The sequence below is a fragment of the Priestia sp. SB1 genome (assembly GCF_038898415.1).
Genome location: NZ_JBBJSS010000006.1, coordinates 145,242 through 162,474 on the forward strand (window position 1 = coordinate 145,242; position 17,233 = coordinate 162,474).

The 17,233-nt window shown below is 40.5% G+C and carries 21 protein-coding genes; 9 read left to right on the top strand and 12 right to left on the bottom strand.

Translation table 11 applies throughout. The features are described 5' to 3' along the window. Nucleotides 1-42: 42 nt before the first annotated feature. Nucleotides 43-561: a dihydrofolate reductase family protein gene (locus tag WKH56_RS22455; RefSeq protein ID WP_310883951.1), complete on the bottom strand. Its 519-nt coding sequence runs from the start codon at nucleotides 559-561 to the stop codon at nucleotides 43-45. Between the two features lie 91 nt (nucleotides 562-652). Here WKH56_RS22455 and WKH56_RS22460 point away from each other — a divergent pair, with 91 nt between their 5' ends. Further along, a complete protein-coding gene (locus WKH56_RS22460; RefSeq protein ID WP_063247367.1) occupies nucleotides 653-1,588 on the top strand; it encodes a helix-turn-helix transcriptional regulator in 936 nt (311 codons plus the stop codon). A gap of 71 nt (nucleotides 1,589-1,659) precedes the next feature. Here the strand turns inward: WKH56_RS22460 and WKH56_RS22465 are convergent, their stop codons facing one another. Next, nucleotides 1,660-4,809 carry a bifunctional cytochrome P450/NADPH--P450 reductase gene (locus WKH56_RS22465; RefSeq protein WP_275210989.1) on the bottom strand — a complete coding sequence of 1,050 codons (3,150 nt, stop codon included), beginning with the start codon at nucleotides 4,807-4,809 and terminating at the stop codon, nucleotides 1,660-1,662. A gap of 26 nt (nucleotides 4,810-4,835) precedes the next feature. Beyond that, a complete protein-coding gene (locus tag WKH56_RS22470) occupies nucleotides 4,836-5,414 on the bottom strand; it encodes a TetR/AcrR family transcriptional regulator (RefSeq protein WP_045294244.1) in 579 nt (192 codons plus the stop codon). A 303-nt stretch (nucleotides 5,415-5,717) separates the two neighbouring features. On the opposite strand from WKH56_RS22470, the gene WKH56_RS22475 reads away from it, so the two are divergent. Next, nucleotides 5,718-6,086, top strand: a complete 369-nt coding sequence (locus WKH56_RS22475; protein ID WP_033580511.1) for a nuclear transport factor 2 family protein — start codon at nucleotides 5,718-5,720, stop codon at nucleotides 6,084-6,086. A gap of 69 nt (nucleotides 6,087-6,155) precedes the next feature. On the opposite strand, the gene cotJC is transcribed toward WKH56_RS22475, so the two are convergent. The 3 genes from cotJC to WKH56_RS22490 are packed head-to-tail and all read right to left on the bottom strand — an operon-like array spanning nucleotide 6,156 to nucleotide 7,252. After that, nucleotides 6,156-6,725 carry a spore coat protein CotJC gene (gene cotJC / locus WKH56_RS22480; RefSeq protein WP_025751043.1) on the bottom strand — a complete coding sequence of 190 codons (570 nt, stop codon included), beginning with the start codon at nucleotides 6,723-6,725 and terminating at the stop codon, nucleotides 6,156-6,158. Between the two features lie 21 nt (nucleotides 6,726-6,746). Beyond that, the gene (locus WKH56_RS22485; RefSeq protein ID WP_025751042.1) at nucleotides 6,747-7,007 is read right to left on the bottom strand and encodes a spore coat protein CotJB; all 261 of its coding nucleotides are present in this window, start codon (nucleotides 7,005-7,007) and stop codon (nucleotides 6,747-6,749) included. Further along, nucleotides 7,004-7,252, bottom strand: a complete 249-nt coding sequence (locus tag WKH56_RS22490; RefSeq protein WP_025751041.1) for a spore coat associated protein CotJA — start codon at nucleotides 7,250-7,252, stop codon at nucleotides 7,004-7,006. Before WKH56_RS22490 ends, WKH56_RS22485 begins: the two co-directional genes overlap by 4 nt. Nucleotides 7,253-7,455: 203 nt before the next feature. On the opposite strand from WKH56_RS22490, the gene WKH56_RS22495 reads away from it, so the two are divergent. Beyond that, nucleotides 7,456-7,818 carry a hypothetical protein gene (locus tag WKH56_RS22495; protein ID WP_033580509.1) on the top strand — a complete coding sequence of 121 codons (363 nt, stop codon included), beginning with the start codon at nucleotides 7,456-7,458 and terminating at the stop codon, nucleotides 7,816-7,818. A 32-nt stretch (nucleotides 7,819-7,850) separates the two neighbouring features. Here WKH56_RS22495 and WKH56_RS22500 read toward each other — a convergent pair whose 3' ends face one another. The 3 genes from WKH56_RS22500 to WKH56_RS22510 form a co-directional block, all read right to left on the bottom strand. Beyond that, nucleotides 7,851-7,994 carry a hypothetical protein gene (locus WKH56_RS22500; RefSeq protein ID WP_342836882.1) on the bottom strand — a complete coding sequence of 48 codons (144 nt, stop codon included), beginning with the start codon at nucleotides 7,992-7,994 and terminating at the stop codon, nucleotides 7,851-7,853. A 203-nt stretch (nucleotides 7,995-8,197) separates the two neighbouring features. After that, nucleotides 8,198-8,827: a LysE family translocator gene (locus WKH56_RS22505; protein ID WP_048018916.1), complete on the bottom strand. Its 630-nt coding sequence runs from the start codon at nucleotides 8,825-8,827 to the stop codon at nucleotides 8,198-8,200. A gap of 27 nt (nucleotides 8,828-8,854) precedes the next feature. After that, the gene (locus WKH56_RS22510; RefSeq protein WP_048018915.1) at nucleotides 8,855-9,688 is read right to left on the bottom strand and encodes an AraC family ligand binding domain-containing protein; all 834 of its coding nucleotides are present in this window, start codon (nucleotides 9,686-9,688) and stop codon (nucleotides 8,855-8,857) included. A 202-nt stretch (nucleotides 9,689-9,890) separates the two neighbouring features. Here WKH56_RS22510 and WKH56_RS22515 point away from each other — a divergent pair, with 202 nt between their 5' ends. The 6 genes from WKH56_RS22515 (at nucleotide 9,891) to WKH56_RS22540 (ending at nucleotide 14,433) form a co-directional block, all read left to right on the top strand. After that, entirely contained in the window at nucleotides 9,891-10,712 is an 822-nt protein-coding gene (locus WKH56_RS22515; protein ID WP_028414492.1) for a sensor histidine kinase, read from the top strand. Then, nucleotides 10,713-11,354, top strand: coding sequence for a response regulator (locus tag WKH56_RS22520; protein ID WP_033580507.1), 642 nt, complete (start codon nucleotides 10,713-10,715; stop codon nucleotides 11,352-11,354). It abuts the gene before it with no gap. Between the two features lie 134 nt (nucleotides 11,355-11,488). Further along, nucleotides 11,489-12,868 carry a PepSY-associated TM helix domain-containing protein gene (locus WKH56_RS22525; RefSeq protein ID WP_255901645.1) on the top strand — a complete coding sequence of 460 codons (1,380 nt, stop codon included), beginning with the start codon at nucleotides 11,489-11,491 and terminating at the stop codon, nucleotides 12,866-12,868. Nucleotides 12,869-12,897: 29 nt separating this feature from the next. Continuing rightward, nucleotides 12,898-13,362, top strand: coding sequence for a FixH family protein (locus WKH56_RS22530; protein WP_255901648.1), 465 nt, complete (start codon nucleotides 12,898-12,900; stop codon nucleotides 13,360-13,362). 191 nt (nucleotides 13,363-13,553) lie between these two features. Beyond that, nucleotides 13,554-13,925, top strand: a complete 372-nt coding sequence (locus WKH56_RS22535; protein WP_372452795.1) for a NucA/NucB deoxyribonuclease domain-containing protein — start codon at nucleotides 13,554-13,556, stop codon at nucleotides 13,923-13,925. A gap of 154 nt (nucleotides 13,926-14,079) precedes the next feature. Further along, the gene (locus WKH56_RS22540) at nucleotides 14,080-14,433 is read left to right on the top strand and encodes a DUF1516 family protein (protein WP_223272376.1); all 354 of its coding nucleotides are present in this window, start codon (nucleotides 14,080-14,082) and stop codon (nucleotides 14,431-14,433) included. A gap of 39 nt (nucleotides 14,434-14,472) precedes the next feature. On the opposite strand, the gene WKH56_RS22545 is transcribed toward WKH56_RS22540, so the two are convergent. From WKH56_RS22545 to WKH56_RS22555, 3 genes are all read right to left on the bottom strand, one after another. Then, nucleotides 14,473-15,066 (bottom strand): hypothetical protein, encoded by a 594-nt coding sequence (locus WKH56_RS22545; protein ID WP_028414498.1) that lies wholly within the window; start codon nucleotides 15,064-15,066, stop codon nucleotides 14,473-14,475. Nucleotides 15,067-15,218: 152 nt separating this feature from the next. Continuing rightward, nucleotides 15,219-15,875 (bottom strand): TetR/AcrR family transcriptional regulator, encoded by a 657-nt coding sequence (locus WKH56_RS22550; protein ID WP_048019653.1) that lies wholly within the window; start codon nucleotides 15,873-15,875, stop codon nucleotides 15,219-15,221. Between the two features lie 22 nt (nucleotides 15,876-15,897). Beyond that, nucleotides 15,898-17,175 (bottom strand): glycosyltransferase, encoded by a 1,278-nt coding sequence (locus WKH56_RS22555; RefSeq protein WP_048019607.1) that lies wholly within the window; start codon nucleotides 17,173-17,175, stop codon nucleotides 15,898-15,900. Nucleotides 17,176-17,233: the final 58 nt, after the last annotated feature.

The following is a 17,233-nucleotide window of genomic DNA, read 5'->3' on the forward strand; positions in this document are numbered from 1 at the left end:
ATTGTCCCTAAAATAACAGTAATTGAATGCTCCGCAAAAGGCTTATCCTCTTTTGTAATACAGCTGAGCAATTTGTCCGTACTGCTTCATATTAGTGAGCTTGAAGTTCATTTCTGGAATTCCTGGCTTAAACAATGGAATACCATCTCCAAGCAAAACGGGAATAACCGATATAATAAATTCATCCACCCTGTTTGCTTTTAAGAAATCAGCGAGAATATCAGCACCTCCCACCAGCCATATTTTTTTCGTACCTTGATTGAGGTTGTGGAGAAATGACGCCACGCTTTCGTTTATAAACTCCACATACTGATCTTTTCCTTGAGCTGAGCGGCTAAACACGTAGCACTTTTTATCGAGATACGGAAACTCGGGTGTGAGCTTCAGCACGTGATCGTACGTAGCCTTTCCCATAACGACCGCATCACACGTTTGATAAAACGTTTCGTAGCCGTTGTCTCCCTCTCCTTCTACACTTTCTAGCCAGTCAATTTCTCCGTTTTCTCTTGCGATATACCCGTCTAAGCTTGCGGCAATATATACGACGATTTTTTTCTTCATTCCCTTTTCTCCTTTCAACTTTACTGTTTCTGTATGATATCATCTTAATACGACACTTTTTGTCATATTAAAAGAAAAAAGGTGAAAATAAATGGCTAAGTCTAGACGGCTTGTTGATATGCTTATGTTTATTAATACAAAAAGAACGTTTACGGCAAAAGAACTAGCGGAGGAATTTGGCCTTTCTGTACGGACCGTTCAGCGCTATTTGCTGGACTTAAGTGAATTAGGACTGCCTCTTTACAGTGAAAAAGGACGGAGCGGTGGTTACAGAGTGTTAAAAAACCGTATTCTCCCTCCTATCTTGTTTACGGAAGAAGAAGCTATTTCGATCTTTTTTGCTTATCAAGCTCTGCAGTATTATCATGACCTTCCGTTTGATGCAGAAATTCATGCGGCTCTTCAAAAATTTTATGTGTACCTGTCTGAAGAAACGAAGAAAAAAGTAGATAAAATAAGTGCTCATATTGCGTTTTGGAATCCTAAAAGAAACTTAGACACTCCTTATTTAAAAGAGCTGCTAGAAGCAAGCCTTACAGGAAAATATATTAAATTTCTTTATGATTCAAAGACGGGTCAAACAAGAAAAGAAGTCAAACCCCTTGGCATTTATGCTCATAACGGCTTGTGGTACTGCCCTGCTTATTCCTGCGATAAGCAAAAAGTATTATTGTTTCGAGCAGATCGTATTCACTCGTTAAAAGTTTTAGAAAAAGACGAAAAGATGTCTCTTACGTTAAAAGAATGGCTTGAGACAGAACCGGTAAACTCACAGCCGATTTCGTTAAAAGTAACCTTGACGCACGAAGGCGTTCGTCAGTGTAAAGGCGTTCCGTGGCTTGAAAATCATGTGAAGGTAGCGGAAGACGGGGGCGGCTATATCGATACGATAACTGATGGAAATGAATTAAACTACATGGCTTCTTTTTTCTATAACTTAGGTGCTCATGCTTTAATTGAAGAACCTCAGGAGCTAATTGAAAAAATTTGCTGTCACGCAGAAGAAACGCTAAGGCGCTATAAATGAGGTGGGTTTAGTCATGTCTCAATCTGGCTATAAAAAATAACCTCCGCTAAATAGCGGAGGTTATTTTTTATTTACCCAGCCCACACGTCTTTTGCGTATCGGCCCTTTTCTTCTAGCTGCTGCAGCCATAAGCGAGCGTCTGCTTCACTTACTTCATGAACATCAGCATAGCTTTTAATAAGCGTTGCTTCAACGTCAGGTGCCATTTGGCTTCCGTCTCCGCAAATATAGAAGTGCGCTCCTTGATCAAGAAGTTCAATCAATTTCGTGCCGTCTTGTTTCATAACATGCTGAACGTATGTTTTCGGCTGATTTGGTACGCGTGAAAAAGCGGTATGAAGCGTAATGACACCTTCATTTTGTGCGTTTTCAAGCTCTTCTTGATACAGATAGTCTTCATGAGGTGAACGGCAGCCAAAGTATAAATGCGCTTCTCCAAGCGACTGTCCTTGTTCTTTTAACTGCTTGCGAGCCTGCACAAAGCCTCTAAACGGCGCGACGCCTGTTCCTGGTCCGACCATGATAATCGGTGTTTCAGGATCTTTTGGCAGCGTAAAGCCTGACTGCGGTGTGGAAACAAAGCACGTAATTGTATCTCCTTCTTGCAGCTCAGCAAGATAGTTCGACGCAATTCCTTTATATTCTCCATATCCGCTCCACGCCTCTCCTGAGACGACGCTAACCGTGATGCTTGCTTGTTTTTCATCGACGCGAGGTGATGAAGAAATGGAGTAATAGCGCGGACGCATGCTTGGAAGAAGAGCGATAAATTCGCTGAATTCCATTTCACACGCCGGATATTTTTCAAGCAGTTCAAGCATTGTCAAGCGTTTTGCCAGCACCTTTTCTTTGTACGGTTGCTTTTCAAGCAAGGCTTCAAGCTCCACTTTATGCGGCGGGCAGACCGTTTTAGCAGCCATTGCGCGAAGCTGTGTGCGCGTAACAGGATCTTGAAGCTCCACATATTGCAGAAGCTCTTCTACTGATACGGTTTTACCGAGTGGCAAATGTGCTAATTTTTCTTCTTCAGCTTCCAAACGGATTTGCTGTGATGCATCTAGACCGAACCGTGTCGTTACACGATTTACTATTCCTTCATAGTTGCGAGGAATAATACCTAAATGATCTCCTTCTTGATAAGAAACTTCTTTTGGAAGCTCAATTTCAAGATGACGCGTGCTTCGTTCACTGCCTGGTTTTTGTAGTTCTTTGCTTGCTACAACGTTCGCCGAAAAAGCACCGTGCATTTTCGCAAGCGGCATGTCCGCAGCGCTGTCGACAAATTGAAGTGAAAGCGTAGATTTATTATCTTCACTGTTTTCTATGTCGAGGTTAAAGTAAGCTGCTACGTCACTCCACATATGTTCACGCCATTCTTCGTATGTGCCTTCAAAGTCGTCGCTTGCATCTGCTTCGCCGCGTTCAGCTATGTTTTCTGCCCCTTTAGCTGCAAGCGTTTCATCGATAAAAGCAGGCACTTTTTGATACGTAGTAGCCCAGTTTTTATCGCCGCATCCAAATACGGAGTAGCGAACGCCTTCGACTTCATCAGCAGACGCTTGGTCTAACCAGTCGACAAACTGCTTTGCGTTATCAGGCGGATGTCCGTTATAAGAAGCCGTTACAATTAAAACAGCTCCTTCACGCGGAAGATTTCCTGCATGGGAATCAAGCGTTGCAACCTGAGGTGCGAATCCTTTGCTCATCGCAATATCTGCTAAATCCCTCGCCGTTCCTTCAGCTGTTCCCATATTTGAACCGTATAACACAAGCAGCGGCGTATTATGAGCGTTCTCTACCTTTTTGCGTGCTTTTTTAGCAGGCTGTTCCGTGCTAGGTGAAGGAATGCCACCAAGCGGAATTTTTTTTGATTTTGCTTTTACAACAAAGCCTTCAGGTTTTAACGTTAAAGTTTCTTTAATATCCATCTCGTAGTTTGTATGATCTTCAAAATCAAAATGTTTTAGCATCATACCAAGTACAAGCGTTGCTTCATGAAGAGCGAACTGCTGACCGATACACGCACGCTGACCGTTTCCAAACGGTTTAAACGCATGCTGCGGAATCGCGCTTGGATTTTCAAAACGCTCTGGGCGGAACTCTTCCACATCGTCTCCCCAAATCGTTTTATCACGGTGAAGCTGAGGAATCAGAACCATCAGTTCATCGCCTTTTTCTAACGGATATTCTCCTCCAAGCACCGTATCCTCTTTTGCATATAGAGAAAACGCAGGAGCCGTCGGCCATAAGCGCAGCGCTTCGTTTAAGACCATGCCGACGTATTTAAGCTGTTTCACTTGTTTATAGCTTGGAACAGGATCTACTAGAACTCGTGCTGCTTCTGCTGCTGCTTTTTGTAATACATGTGGATTTTTCACTAAGAAATACAGCGCAAATGATAAAAGACCGCTTGTTGTTTCGTGTCCCGCAATTAAGAACGTAATAATTTGATAGCGAATGTTCTCGTCATCAAGCGGCTCACCTGTTTCTGGATCTTTTCCGTTTAGCATATGCGTTAATAGATCATCGCTTTGTTCACCGCTTGCTTTGCGATCTGCAATAATTTTATCTACTAGGTTGTTCATCACCTTAACATCTTCTTGAAACTGGCGCTTATTTTCATCATAAGCTGGGTCATCCGGATTTGCACGCTGTAGCTTTTTCATCGATTCGTCTAATGCACGGACCATACTTGTAATAAACGGGTGCGGCTGATCGCGGTAAAAGCTGTTAAAGCGATAGTTAAAACCGCAAAGACCAATGGTATCAAGCGTTAATCGTGTCATATCTTCGGGCACTTCAATGTGCTCGTCTGCATTTAGGCGCTCCCACTTTTGAATAAGCTGTACGGCGATATCGACCATCATCGCGTGATAGCCTTTCATCGCTTGCTGACTAAAGCTTGGAAGTAAGATGTTGTGCGCTTTTTTCCAGTTTCTCTCATGAGTCCAGCTTGTAAATAAACCGTCTCCTGCAAAATCACGCACAAATTTAAGCGCTTGACTTAAGTTTTTATCGAATCGGGACTCATCACATGCTTCTTTAATTAGACGCTGACTTGATAAGTAGCGCGTTACACGGCCAGGCGCTTCAAATTTAAAGATTTCCCCTAATTCATCCGCAATTTTCATCAGCGTTTGAAGTGGTTTGTCTGTGTTTAATAACGGTAAGTTTTTAAGCTCTCCAAACGTTTTTGGCTGAGGCATTTCTTTAATTGTCATGTTATCCCTCTTTCACTTGTTAAGTTTCATGATTGTCTGCTAAGTGCTGCCCACAGACTCTCTTCTACGCCGGCAAGAAGTTCATCAGTTAAAGATAAATAGTCATTTTCAATCATTTCATATACTTCCATAAAGCTTCCAAATAAAATAGCAATGAGCGCATTTTCAGGAAGGTTTCTAATAATGCCTTGCTTTTGTCCTTCTCTGAAGAACGTGCAAACAAATTCTACCAGCTTTTGATAGGCTAAGCGGCTCTCTTCTGTTAAAAAAGCTCCTTGGCTGTGAGTTTTAATAAATCCAAGCGCACGAGGATGGTTTTTAGTGAATGTCACCATACCTTCAAAGATATGATGAAATCCATCTCGGTATCCATCTCTCTCGTTTGCCAGACCGCTTTCAATGCACTGTAAAAACTCGTTTACGTGCTGTTGAAATAATTCATTTACAAGGCTTTCTTTATTTTTAAAGTAGCGATAAATTGTTCCTGCTCCTACTTTGGCATTTTCTGCAATCATTGGCATCGTTGTTGCATCAAATCCTCTTTCTGCAAACAGCAGAAGCGAAGCAGAAAAAATCGCTTTTTGTTTTGTTGGAGTAGATTCCACTTTATCACCTCTTTCCAAATACGGAATGAACGTTCATTCCGCTACAATTACAAGTATAAAAAACTGCTTCTTAATAGTAAAAAGATAACTAGACAAGTGGAAAGAAAAGGTTCTTTCACTCTAATTTTATACCATTTAAAGGAAAATAATGGAGTCTTTCAGAATATTTTATGCTTACAGAAAATTAGTCCACTTATCCCCTTGATTAACATAATTTAACACAACCTATTAAAGGAAGAAGTTTAAAGGAAAAGTAAGGTGGAAATAGAAAAGAGTTACACAAGGCGTAAAGGAGGATTAAAAATGAACCAAGCAAGAGTGATAGAATACGAAGAAATGCTTCGCTCAGCCATGCTTTCTAATAACGTAGAGTTATTAGAAGAATTACTTTCAGATGAGCTTATTTTTGTGAATCACTTTGGGCAATGGTTGTCAAAAGAGCAAGATATAAATGCTCATCGTTCAAAAAGTCTTGATATAGCGGGCATCGAAGTGTTGGAACAAGAAATTAAACTGTTTCAAGAACTTGCCGTTACCGTTACAAAAGTAGCGTTAAATGGGTCGCTGGCAACTGGTGAATCTATTGGAGGCGAATACTGCTATACGCGAATTTGGAAAGATGTTGAAGGAACATTAAAGGTTGTTTCTTGTCACTGCAGTTCTAGCGCATAATCAACGCTGCCATAATAAAAAACATCCCTCCTTTCATTTGCATTCGCAAAGAGGGATGTTTTTTGCTAGTTAAAAGATTTTCTTCCTGTCTCTGTCATCTTTTAAAATCTCCACGGCCTCACGGAACCGCTGTGAATGAACAATCTCTCTTTCTCGTAAAAATCGTAAGCTGTCGTTTAAATCAGGGTCATCTGATATATCAATTAACCATTGATATGTAGCTCTTGCTTTTTCTTCTGCCGCTATGTCTTCATAAAGATCTGCAATCGGATCTCCTTTTGCCTGTATATACGTAGCGGTAAACGGAACGCCAGCAGCATTATTGTAATAAAGTGCACTATCATGGTTTACATAGTGTTCTGTCAATCCAGCTGCCTTCAGCTGCTCCGGCGTTGCATCTTTTGTTAGCTTATAAATCATCGTCGCAATCATTTCAAGATGAGCAAACTCTTCTGTCCCGATATCGTTTAGCAGTCCAACAACTTTATCGGGAATGGTATAGCGCTGATTCAAATAACGAAGTGCAGCTGCAAGCTCTCCGTCCGCTCCCCCGTACTGTTCCATTAAATATTTGGCAAGCGTTGGATTACACGTACTTACTTTAACTGGATACTGCAATTTCTTTTCATACACCCACATATAGTTCCCGCCTTTATCTGCTTATATTTGCCATGGCCAAGGGCTTGTTCCCCAGCTCCACTTCCCGTCGGTATAGCTGTTTCCATACTGCTGGAGCGGCCCGTACTTTGTTTCAAAGTTTCTTTTTAACTGCATAGCCTGCTGCGCGTATTCGTTAAACTGCTGCATAGCCTGCTGGTCATTTGGATGGGTATCTAAGTACAGCGTTAATTCTACAAGTGCAAAATCAATTGCCTGTATTTCTTCTAAATCCTGATAGTACTCCGGAGGTAGTTTTTTCATTCTTCATCCCTCTTCTTATCTTTGTATGGATTTTCATAGTAGTCCCAAAAAGCCGGCCACAGCGTTCCTTTTTTTAGCGCTTCTTTCGGTGAAAACTGCTGCAGATTCGTGGGCTGAAATCCCATGTATAATTGAGGCGGCGTAGAATAATATTTAACTCCTATCGGCCGGCACGGATCATAGATACTGTGGAAAGGTTGATAGGTCTTAACCGGTGTAAACATCTTTTTTGGATTGTTATCCATGAAAAGTCCTCCTCTAAAAACACACTCTGTTTTATCCTATTCAGTTTTTATCGAGTTCATGAAGGAATTCATTCCCGACTTAAGAACCAAACTTTTCTTCATAAAAAAGACCTATGTAAAAAAAGCCATAGTTGCCCAATCCCTTTAGGCAGCTTTCTCATACTTTATAAAATAGTGATTAAGAAAATAGAGGTGCTTAAAAAATGGACATTAATTACATGGATTTTTATTTTTACCCAGCACGATTTCCTGGACCTCAACTCCCGCCCGGTCCACCTAGACCACCAGGCGGTTTACCTACACCTGACCCGCAGCAAGCTCCAACTTCCCCTCCGCCGGCATTTATTCCAGCTCAGCAAACGGCAACTCCATTTGCTGTTGACCCAGGAGCCATTTCTCTTTGTCTATTCCGCAATACGTTCATATGGCTTAGAAACGGCTCTAGCTTCTGGTATTTCCCTATTTTTGTAGGACCGCGATCGGTTGCAGGATTTAGATGGAACGGACGTTTTTGGACCATTTTCGGTGTCGATACACGACAAATTGTTTCGTTTACGTGTTTTTAAACGTTAAGAAAAGAGATTGAGATATAGCTAAATCAATACAATTTAAAGACGATAAAATTGAATACATGAACTAGTATCGGTGGCTTGTTACACTGCTGTTGATTTCCGTGCATGGCTTCGCTTTCCGCGGGCGGCCGGTGAGCCTCCTCGTTGCTTGCGCTTCTACGGGGTCTCACCTGTTCCGCTTTTCCCGCAGGAGTCTTCGCCTTGCCCTCCAATCAACAGCTAGAAATAACTGAATAAATATACGAAGGCTATGTTCACCATACTAATAAAAAATCCGAACGAGTTTGATTCTCCATCAAGAATCAAACTCATTCGGATCTTCCTTCAACTAACATATTTTTATCCCAGCCTCTTTTTTGCTTACTAGCTACTATTACACGATTGTTCTTATTCCAAAACCGATCAGCAGCACTCCGCTGCATCTCTGAAAAGCTTTTTGAAACATCGGTTTTTTAAGCCATTTTTTCACGTAATCTACTACATACACTAAGATTAAAAACCAACTTACCGCTATGAGGGTAAGAATAAAACCAAGCATAAGCAGCTGCTGATTCGTGTGAGCATCCAAGTTGATAAACTGTGGCATGAATGTAATATAAACCAATACCGTTTTAGGGTTAAGAAAATTACTAAGAGCTCCCTGTATGTATGATTCTTTATAGGCGTGATTAGATGAAGGCTTAACAGCTTTTTCTTCTTCTGAAATGTGCTCCAATGAGAGCGTATTTTTTGTCAGAAATACCCTGATACCTAAGTAAAATAAATACGCGGCACCTATATATTTAATGGTGTTGAACAGATACACCGACTGCGCGATAGCAACAGACAAGCCAAGCACAGCAATTAACGTCCAAAACGTGAGGCCTGTAGCCATGCCGAGTATGGTAAAACGTCCTGCTTTTGCTCCGTGATGAAGCGTATTTTTCATGATAAGAATCGTATCAGCACCAGGTATCATTGACATAACCAGCGCCATCAGCATATAAGCAGCTAAATGATCCACAGCTCTTCTCTCCTTTTTAAGCTATTACTAGCATTCTGTTTTCTTTTCACTTTCAAAGATTTTCATGTATTGTTTTGGCGTTAGCCCCACCTGACTTTTAAAAAATCGAGTCAAATGACTTTGATCACTGAATCCAGTTAAAAAGGAGACGTCAATCGGTTTTTGTCCCTGTTCTAGAAGCTTTTTAGCCTGATTGATTCGAACTGTTTCTAAATAGCTGTATGGAGAGATTCCTTTTTGCTTTGTAAAAGAGCGCAGCAGCCGGTATTTGCTCCATCCAATTAGCTGACTTAACTCATCCAGCGTGATCTTGTTTGTATAGTTGTCTTCCAAATAGCTGCAGATTGTTTTGATTTCATCAGACGTGTCAGCAGCTGACGAAAAAAAGGAAAGGTTTGAATGATCGTGCATGAGTTCTTCTAGCAAATATAAAAATAACTCTTCTTTCTTAAACTCATGTTCACCATTTAAAATTTGCAAATGAAGCTCTTTTAAACTAGAGACAGCCTCACTTCTTTGTACCACATTGCTGTTAAAACGCGGAAGACTTTCACTGCCGTTAATGTCAAAAACAGCTTTTTTCATCGCGTCTGGCGTTACGTTAATACAGCGATAATCAAGTGTTTTGCCGTCTATTTGTTCACAGCTATGAACATCATACGGATTAAACAGCAGCAAATCGCCTGGATTAATGATGTATTCTTTGCCTTGGCAAATTAAATGACGCTGACCTTCTTCAATAAATCCAATCACATAATACTCGTGAAAATGAGCAGGAAACTTTTGCATAATTCCTTTAAAACGGTAAGCTTCAATATGTAAATCAGCGTCAACGTGCGCTGTCCGAATTTCTTTTGCCATTAATAAATCACTCCTTGTCACATACTAAGCTTTTTAACCATACCATTGACTCGAGAATTTTTCTTGTATGATATTGCAGATAAGATTTTCTTTATTCACTTTATCCACTCACCCCTAAGAGTGATTTCTCTTCTTTCCTCTAGTAATTTTTCGCTCAAATGATAAAATATAGACACATTTTATGGATGAAAGAAGGGATACCGTGAAATATAGACAAATTAAATGGCTGATTTTGCTTCTTCCAACTCTGACCATCGCACTTTGGGAGTATGTTCGCCATGCCTTTTTGCTCCCTTACATCTCAATGGACATGGGAAATGTTCTTTCTCCGCTGCTTGTCTTTTTTGTAACGCTTGTCTTTGTCCGCTATTTATTTTCTATTTTAGAAAAAATGCAAGAGGAACTAAGGCAAGAAAAAGAAAAGAAAGCTGCGCTTATTGAGCGTGAAAAATTAGCTCGTGAACTGCATGACGGCATTGCGCAGTCGCTGTTTCTCCTATCTGTTAAAATGAACAAGTTCGGAAGAAAAAACAACTTAGAGCAGGATCCTGATTTTATCCGAATGAAGCAAACTCTGCAGCATGTTCATGACGATACGCGCCAAGCGATTACAAATTTAAAGCACTCTCCTTCAGACTCTTCAGAAAGCTGGACTGAAAGCATTCATCAATACGTCGATGATTTAACACATACTCATTTACTAGATGTCAATTTAGATTGGAGACTGTCAGAAACAACGCTTTCGAGAAAAGAAAAAAATGAGCTGTTTGCCTGTGTGAAAGAAGCTGCTATGAACGTCATTAAACATGCAAAAACAAATAAAATCTGGATTACAGCCGGTGAAACGGCAGGCGGATGGATTTGTGAAATTACAGATTTCGGTATAGGTTTCACCTCTGAATCTCTTAAGGCCGGTCTTGGCCTGCAAATTATGAAAGATCGTGCCAAAGATATGAACTGGGACTTTTCCATTCAACGAAAACAGAACCAGACCATTGTTAGTATTAAAAAGGAGGTTACGTAAATGCAGCCGTTTCGTATTTTGATTGTAGATGATCACGCTCACGCAAGAGAAGGCATTCGCGATATTTTAGAAGAATATGAAGATTTTATGATTGTTGGCGAAGGAACCAACGGGCAGGAAGCAATCGAACTAACCGAAAAATTAATGCCTGACATTGTGCTAATGGATATTAAAATGCCTGTGATGAATGGATTAGAAGCCACAAAACAAATTAAGCTTCAGTTTCCGTATGTTAAAATTGTAGTCATCACGGTTTCAGACGATATTACGGATTTGTTTGATGCGCTGAAAAAAGGCGCCCAGGGCTATTTGTTAAAAAACCTGCAGTCTGAAGTGTGGTACGACTATTTGCGTGCGTTCGCTTTAGATGAAGTTCCTATGTCAAAAGAAATTGCGTTTCAAATTTTAAAAGAGTTTCCGCAGGAAACATCGATTACAAAGCCAGACACTCCCCTTTCTGCACGGGAGCTTGAAGTGCTTCAATTAGTGGCTAAAGGGCTGTCAAACCGCGATATCTCGGCGCAGTTATTTATTTCTGAACACACGGTAAAAAGCCATTTGAAAAATATTTTAAGTAAGCTTCATTTAGAAAACCGCGTGCAGCTGACAAGCTATGCGTTTCAAAATGGCTTAATGAACTAACAGCTTTCACGAGCTGTTTTTTTATTACCCCCTTCCTCTTATAAACCCCAACAATCACTCTCAGGGGTGATGGCTAATTCTCCCTTTCCTTCTATAATAAAAGCACGTTAGTTAGTAAAAAGGAGGAAAAAACGATGCAGGAAAAGCGCGAAGAATCAGCAAGTACAACGAAAAAAAGCACGGCGCGTTCTCAAGGTCTATACAAAGCCATATGGCGCTGGCATTTTTATGCAGGTTTAATGTTTACTCCGTTTCTTCTTATATTAGCTGTTACGGGCGGGATGTATTTATTCAAGCCTCAAATTGAAGAAAAACTGTATCACGACTTCTATCATGTACAAGCTCAGTCACAGTCCGTATCCCCTTCAGCACAAGTACAGGCTGTAAAGGAAAAGTATCCAGACGCTGATGTGTTGACGTATAAGCCCAGTGATCGCTCTACTCGTTCTTCAGAAGTAGGAATTTCATTAAAAGACCATACATATACGATGTTTGTTAACCCTCACAATGGTCACATCATAGGAAAAGTAGATGATTCCAGTCGCTTGATGAATCAAATTGAAGAATTTCACGGAGAGCTGATGGCGGGAACAGCAGGTGATCGTATCGTAGAACTTGCGGCCTGCTGGGCAATTGTCTTAATTGTAACCGGCACTTTTTTATGGTGGCCGCGCAAAAAAGACAAAATAAAAGGCGTGCTGATTCCTCGGTTTTCAAAAGGTAAAAACGTACTGATACGTGACCTTCATGCAGTACCGGCCTTTTGGATTTCAGCGGGGATGCTTTTTCTCGTACTAACAGGACTTCCGTGGTCAGGACTGTGGGGCAATGCGTTTCAGCAAGTCGCCACAAACGCAGGTGTTGGGTACCCTCCGTCTGTTTGGGTAGGCAGTGCTCCTACTTCAACCGTGCAAACAAAAGATGTTGCGGACGTGCCTTGGGGAGCTGAAACGTTAGAAGTGCCAAGCTCCACAGCTTCACAATATACAAAAGTATCGCTTGATGACATTGTAGGTATTGCAAAAGAACAGCATATGCACGACGGCTACACCATTTCTATTCCGCACGACGCTCAAGGTGTGTATACGCTCTCCGTTTTTTCACCAAGAGCTCAAGATGAAGCAACCATTCACCTTGATCAATATACCGGAGCTGTGTTAGCCGATTATCGGTACGACAACTATGGATTTATGGGCAAATTGATTGCGCTTGGTATTACGCTTCATAAAGGCACACAGTTTGGATTTATCAATCAGCTTATGGGCCTTATTATTTGTATCGGAATTGCTGGTATCGCTATCAGCGGATCCTTACTGTGGTGGAAGAGAAAACCAGCTAAAAACATGGGGGCTCCTAAAGTTCCTGAAGGAAGTGCAATGCGAATCGTGACGTGTATAATCGTCGTGTTTGGTATCCTCTTTCCTTTAGTCGGACTGTCCTTAGTTATCGTGTGGCTTTTAGATTTCTTTGTTATCAAACGAATTCCAGCATTGAAGCGATTTTTAAACGCATGATTGATGAAACGATGTGAGGTGCAGTAACAATGAATAAATGGAAAATGTCCGGACTAGTCATACTCAGTACGCTTGTGCTTTCCGCGTGCTCTGTAAACAGTAACGCAGACCAGCTCTACAAGCAGCAAAAGCCTCTGTCTGCACATGTGATGCTTCCAGAAAATATAGAGCCCCAGAGCACACAGGTACTAAAAGTGCACGTAATGCAAGAAAATAAAACGGTGGATGATGCCAAAATCGTTCAGTTTAACGTGTGGAAAAAAGATGCTCCCGGTAAAGTTGAAACAGCAAAGGCACATTATGACGGCAGTATGTATAAAGCAAAAGCTGCCTTTAATGAGGATGGTATTTACTATATTAAAACCGATATTAATGCTCGCGGTGAGCACATTCTTCCTACTCAGCAAGTCGCAGTAGGCAAATTATCAAAAGAAGAGTTACGTTCACTGCAGCCAGCTGAAAACGAAACGCATCATCACCACTCTCATCATTAGACATAAGCTCACGTTCAGCAGCTGAACGTGAGCTTATGTTTGTGTTATGAATTCTAGCTAGTTCCATTATATGTTTTTACATTTTTTTCTTATTACTTTACAATAGGAGTGATAAACGTTTTATAAAGGAGTTTTACAGGTTGAAAAAAATTGTTTCTGGTATTTTAATTTTAGTGATAGCCGTTATTGTTATGATTGAAGGAAATCCGTTAGAGCAGAACTCTTCAACGAATCCCTCCTACGATGAAGTCATTACCTTCCCTGCTGATCGTTACCCTGAAACTGCAGCGCACATTCAACATGCAATCGATAAAGGAAAATCGGCTGTTTGTACAATCGATCGAGACGGTGCTGAAGAAAACCGCAGTGAGTCTTTAAAAGGCATTCCGACTAAAAGCGGCTATGATCGAGATGAGTTTCCGATGGCCTTTTGTGAAGAAGGCGGAAGCGGCGCAGATATTGAATATGTAAAGCCTTCAGACAACCGAGGCGCCGGGTCTTGGATTTCACATCAAGTAGATGAGTTTCCAGACGGTACGAAGGTTTTAATTGAAGTGAAGTAAAAAGAATGGTCATTGCGACCATTCTTTTTTTATGTTGAGAGCCTGTATAAGAAAAAGAATAAAAAAGGAAGAAATGTTCTTGCCTAAAGATACTCTTCACTTTTAAAATAAAAATGTATGTTATACATATATGCATCATCGTTTTATAGGAGGAATGAGTTTCTTGGACAATCTATGGCAGCAGTTACTTCCTGCCTCATGGCAATTAACTTTATTTATTTTCTTTTTTGTCTATATCTTGCGCTACAAACAAGAGAATAAATTCAGCATGCAGCTTCACGTGCTGCTTAAGTTTCTTTATGCCGTTATTTTAATTTTAAATGCGGTGTTGTTTTTAGTGGAAAGTCAGCGGGATTTTCTTTTTTATGCAACGCTTTTCATGAGTATCCTGACAATTATTTTGATGGAGTTCACGCTTTCTGCAAAAAAACAGAACGAGCTTGATTTTATTTCAGCCGTTTCTTGCTGTGTTCTTCCGATTTTTATTTCTTTACTTGAACTTAGTTAATGAACCAAAGGCCTCTGGTGATTCAGAGGCCTTTTTATGTTATTGATCTTTGTTGTTACGATCCATCATATCTTTTGGATCTTCTACAATATCTTCCGGATCACGGTTGTTGTCTTTTTCATCATCTTTATAGATGTTGTCATTTTTATCTACACCAGGTACGTTATTGTTGTTATTCATATTGTCTAAACCCGTGTTGACAAACGCCACGTATACTTTGTCAATTTTACTATCTGCTTCTCTCACGCGGTCCGCAATTTTTTGTTCAAAATCAGTTGAAACTTCATGATAAGTATCGCCGTTATACGTTACGGTGTTCACCTTGCCGTTATCATTGTTGTCCGCTGCGTCATTTCCAGCTAGGTCTACTGTTACATAGGCGTTGTTATTATCACGAAGCACATATGCATCATCAACTTCCTTCATATCTTCTACATTTTGCGCTGCTTCAACTGACTTGGTCGGCTGATCGGTATTATCCATTGGGATATTGTTATCAACTCCGTCGTTTGTAGAAGTGTTGCGTAAATCATTTTGAGTATTGTCCATTGCGTTATTGTCTTTATTTCCTCCGCACGCAGCTAGGCCTGAAAGGAAAAGAACCGAAGAAGCAATGATAAGTCCTTTTTTCATTTTTTCCATCTCCTTAAATATAGTTTGCAGTCGTATTATGCTTAATTATTGCAAAACTATTCAAAAGAGACGGAGAAGTGACACACCATTTTTCTAAACATACCTAACACTGCTGGCAATACTAAGAGGAATTTTCAAGGTTGCAACTTTATTTATTCTCCTAACAGCTTTCGGACAGCTATTGACAGCGTGTTTATATGACGCTCTACGTTTGTCTCCTCTGCAGCTTGTTTCTGTCCATCTACGTTGTAGACCAGAGCTGGATTTTGCGTAATTCCGTTGATCGCTGTAGCCATAAAAGCTAGCAGATCATCTGTTGGTACAGCCGGAGAAAAATTTTTTACTTCTATTTGTTCCGTAATAAAGTCGTGAAGCTTTTTTTGAATATATTTAAGGTTCGATACTTCAACTAGCTGATCTTCAATTTTCATAAAACGCTGAGGGTCTTTTGAATACAATGCTACTAGTTCAAAGTAAATTTCTCCTCCTGCTGTCATCGATTCTTGGATATGCTCTCCAATATACATAATGAAATCATGCAGCATTTCAAAGGAGTCTTTCTTTGTCTGAAGCAGGGCTTCAATTTTATCTTTTACTTTATAGCTGACGCTTTCTTGATTAAGAAGTCCGACAAATACTTCATCAAGGTTTGAAAAATATTTGTACACGCCTCCTTGACTCATTCCAGCTTCCAAAACGATATCTCGCATGGCTACATCATGCACCGGTTTGCTCTTGCATACTCTTTTGGCTGCTTCTAAAATCTCTTGCTTCTTTTTTTCAGCGTATCCTTCCCTTACTTTTGGCATTTTTTTCACGCTCGCTTACTTTTTATTTATTCCCGAATGTCTCGAGTGTATTAATAATCACCTGAGCTGCTTTTTCGGCTCCTTTTTCAGCTCGGATTTGTTTTCCGATTTCTTGTGCTTTGGATTGAATTTCATTAACTTGTGTATAGGAAATAGCTGTGGATAATTTTTCAGCCGTCAATTCTTTTCTCGGAATGGCTTTTGCTCCAGCTCCCAGCTCATAAATTTTTCTTCCCCAAGCGAATTGGTCATTTCCATAAGGAATAATAACACTTGGAACGCCAGCTCGAAGGCCTTCGGCTGTTGTTCCCGCTCCTCCATGATGAACAACGGCAGACATTTTAGGAAACAGCCACTCATGAGGGATATCTTTTACAAAGAAAATGTCTTCTGCTATCCCCTCCGTGTGATTCATTCCACTTCCTCCTGTATTGATGATACCTCGTTTCCCTGCAAGTTTTAAGGCTTTAATCACTAAAGCAGTCGTTTCGTCTGCGTTTTTTTTATCCCCAACACTTCCAAACCCAATATAAACCGGCGGTTCTCCAGCCTTTAAAAATCTTTCCAGCCTCTCTTCCGGCTGATAGCTATGATCACTGTCCATAAACCAATTTCCGTAGGAATGAACGTGTTCAGGCCAATCTTTAGATACGGAAAATACGGCGGGACTTGATGAAACAATGGTTGGGTTAGCTGCTGTACGCTGCTTTGGGTACGGACATAAAAAATCGTTAGGTCCTTCTCCATGCTGCTGAACCCAATATTTTTTTAAAGGACCACTTACTACCTTCCAAAATCCCCATTCAAAAATACGGTGCGTCAGCTTGTTATATGTTTTTCCAAACCGTGGTCGATCATAAAAGATCAACGCTGGATAATCTTTTGTTGGTGTCATTGGAAAAGGGCTCGCTAGAATGCTTGGTATATTCATCTCTTTAGCAGCAAAATAACCAATTGCCGCACCTGGATGATATACAATTGCATCGGCTCCTTTGCATGCTTTGTGCAAATCTTCTTGTATATTAATCATCATACCCATCATCTTTTCATTTTTTAAGCTTGAAAAAAATTTGAGAGGATTGTCTGCATTAATTGCGTCGTCAGCTGCTCCGCTCTCTATAATTTTAGAAACATCTCCTCGAAGCATGGCATATTCAAACCCGTACGATTCTATGAAGTTTTGGTAAGCTTCTGAAGCGGCAATTCGTACACGGTATCCTTTCTTTTTTAGCTCTAATCCTAAAGCCATAAAAGGCTGGGTGTCTCCTCGAGTTCCTGTTGTTAACATCGTAATAAGCATCATTTCAGCCTCCTTATATTAAAACGACAACTATGTCGTTTTAATATAAGGTACCCTT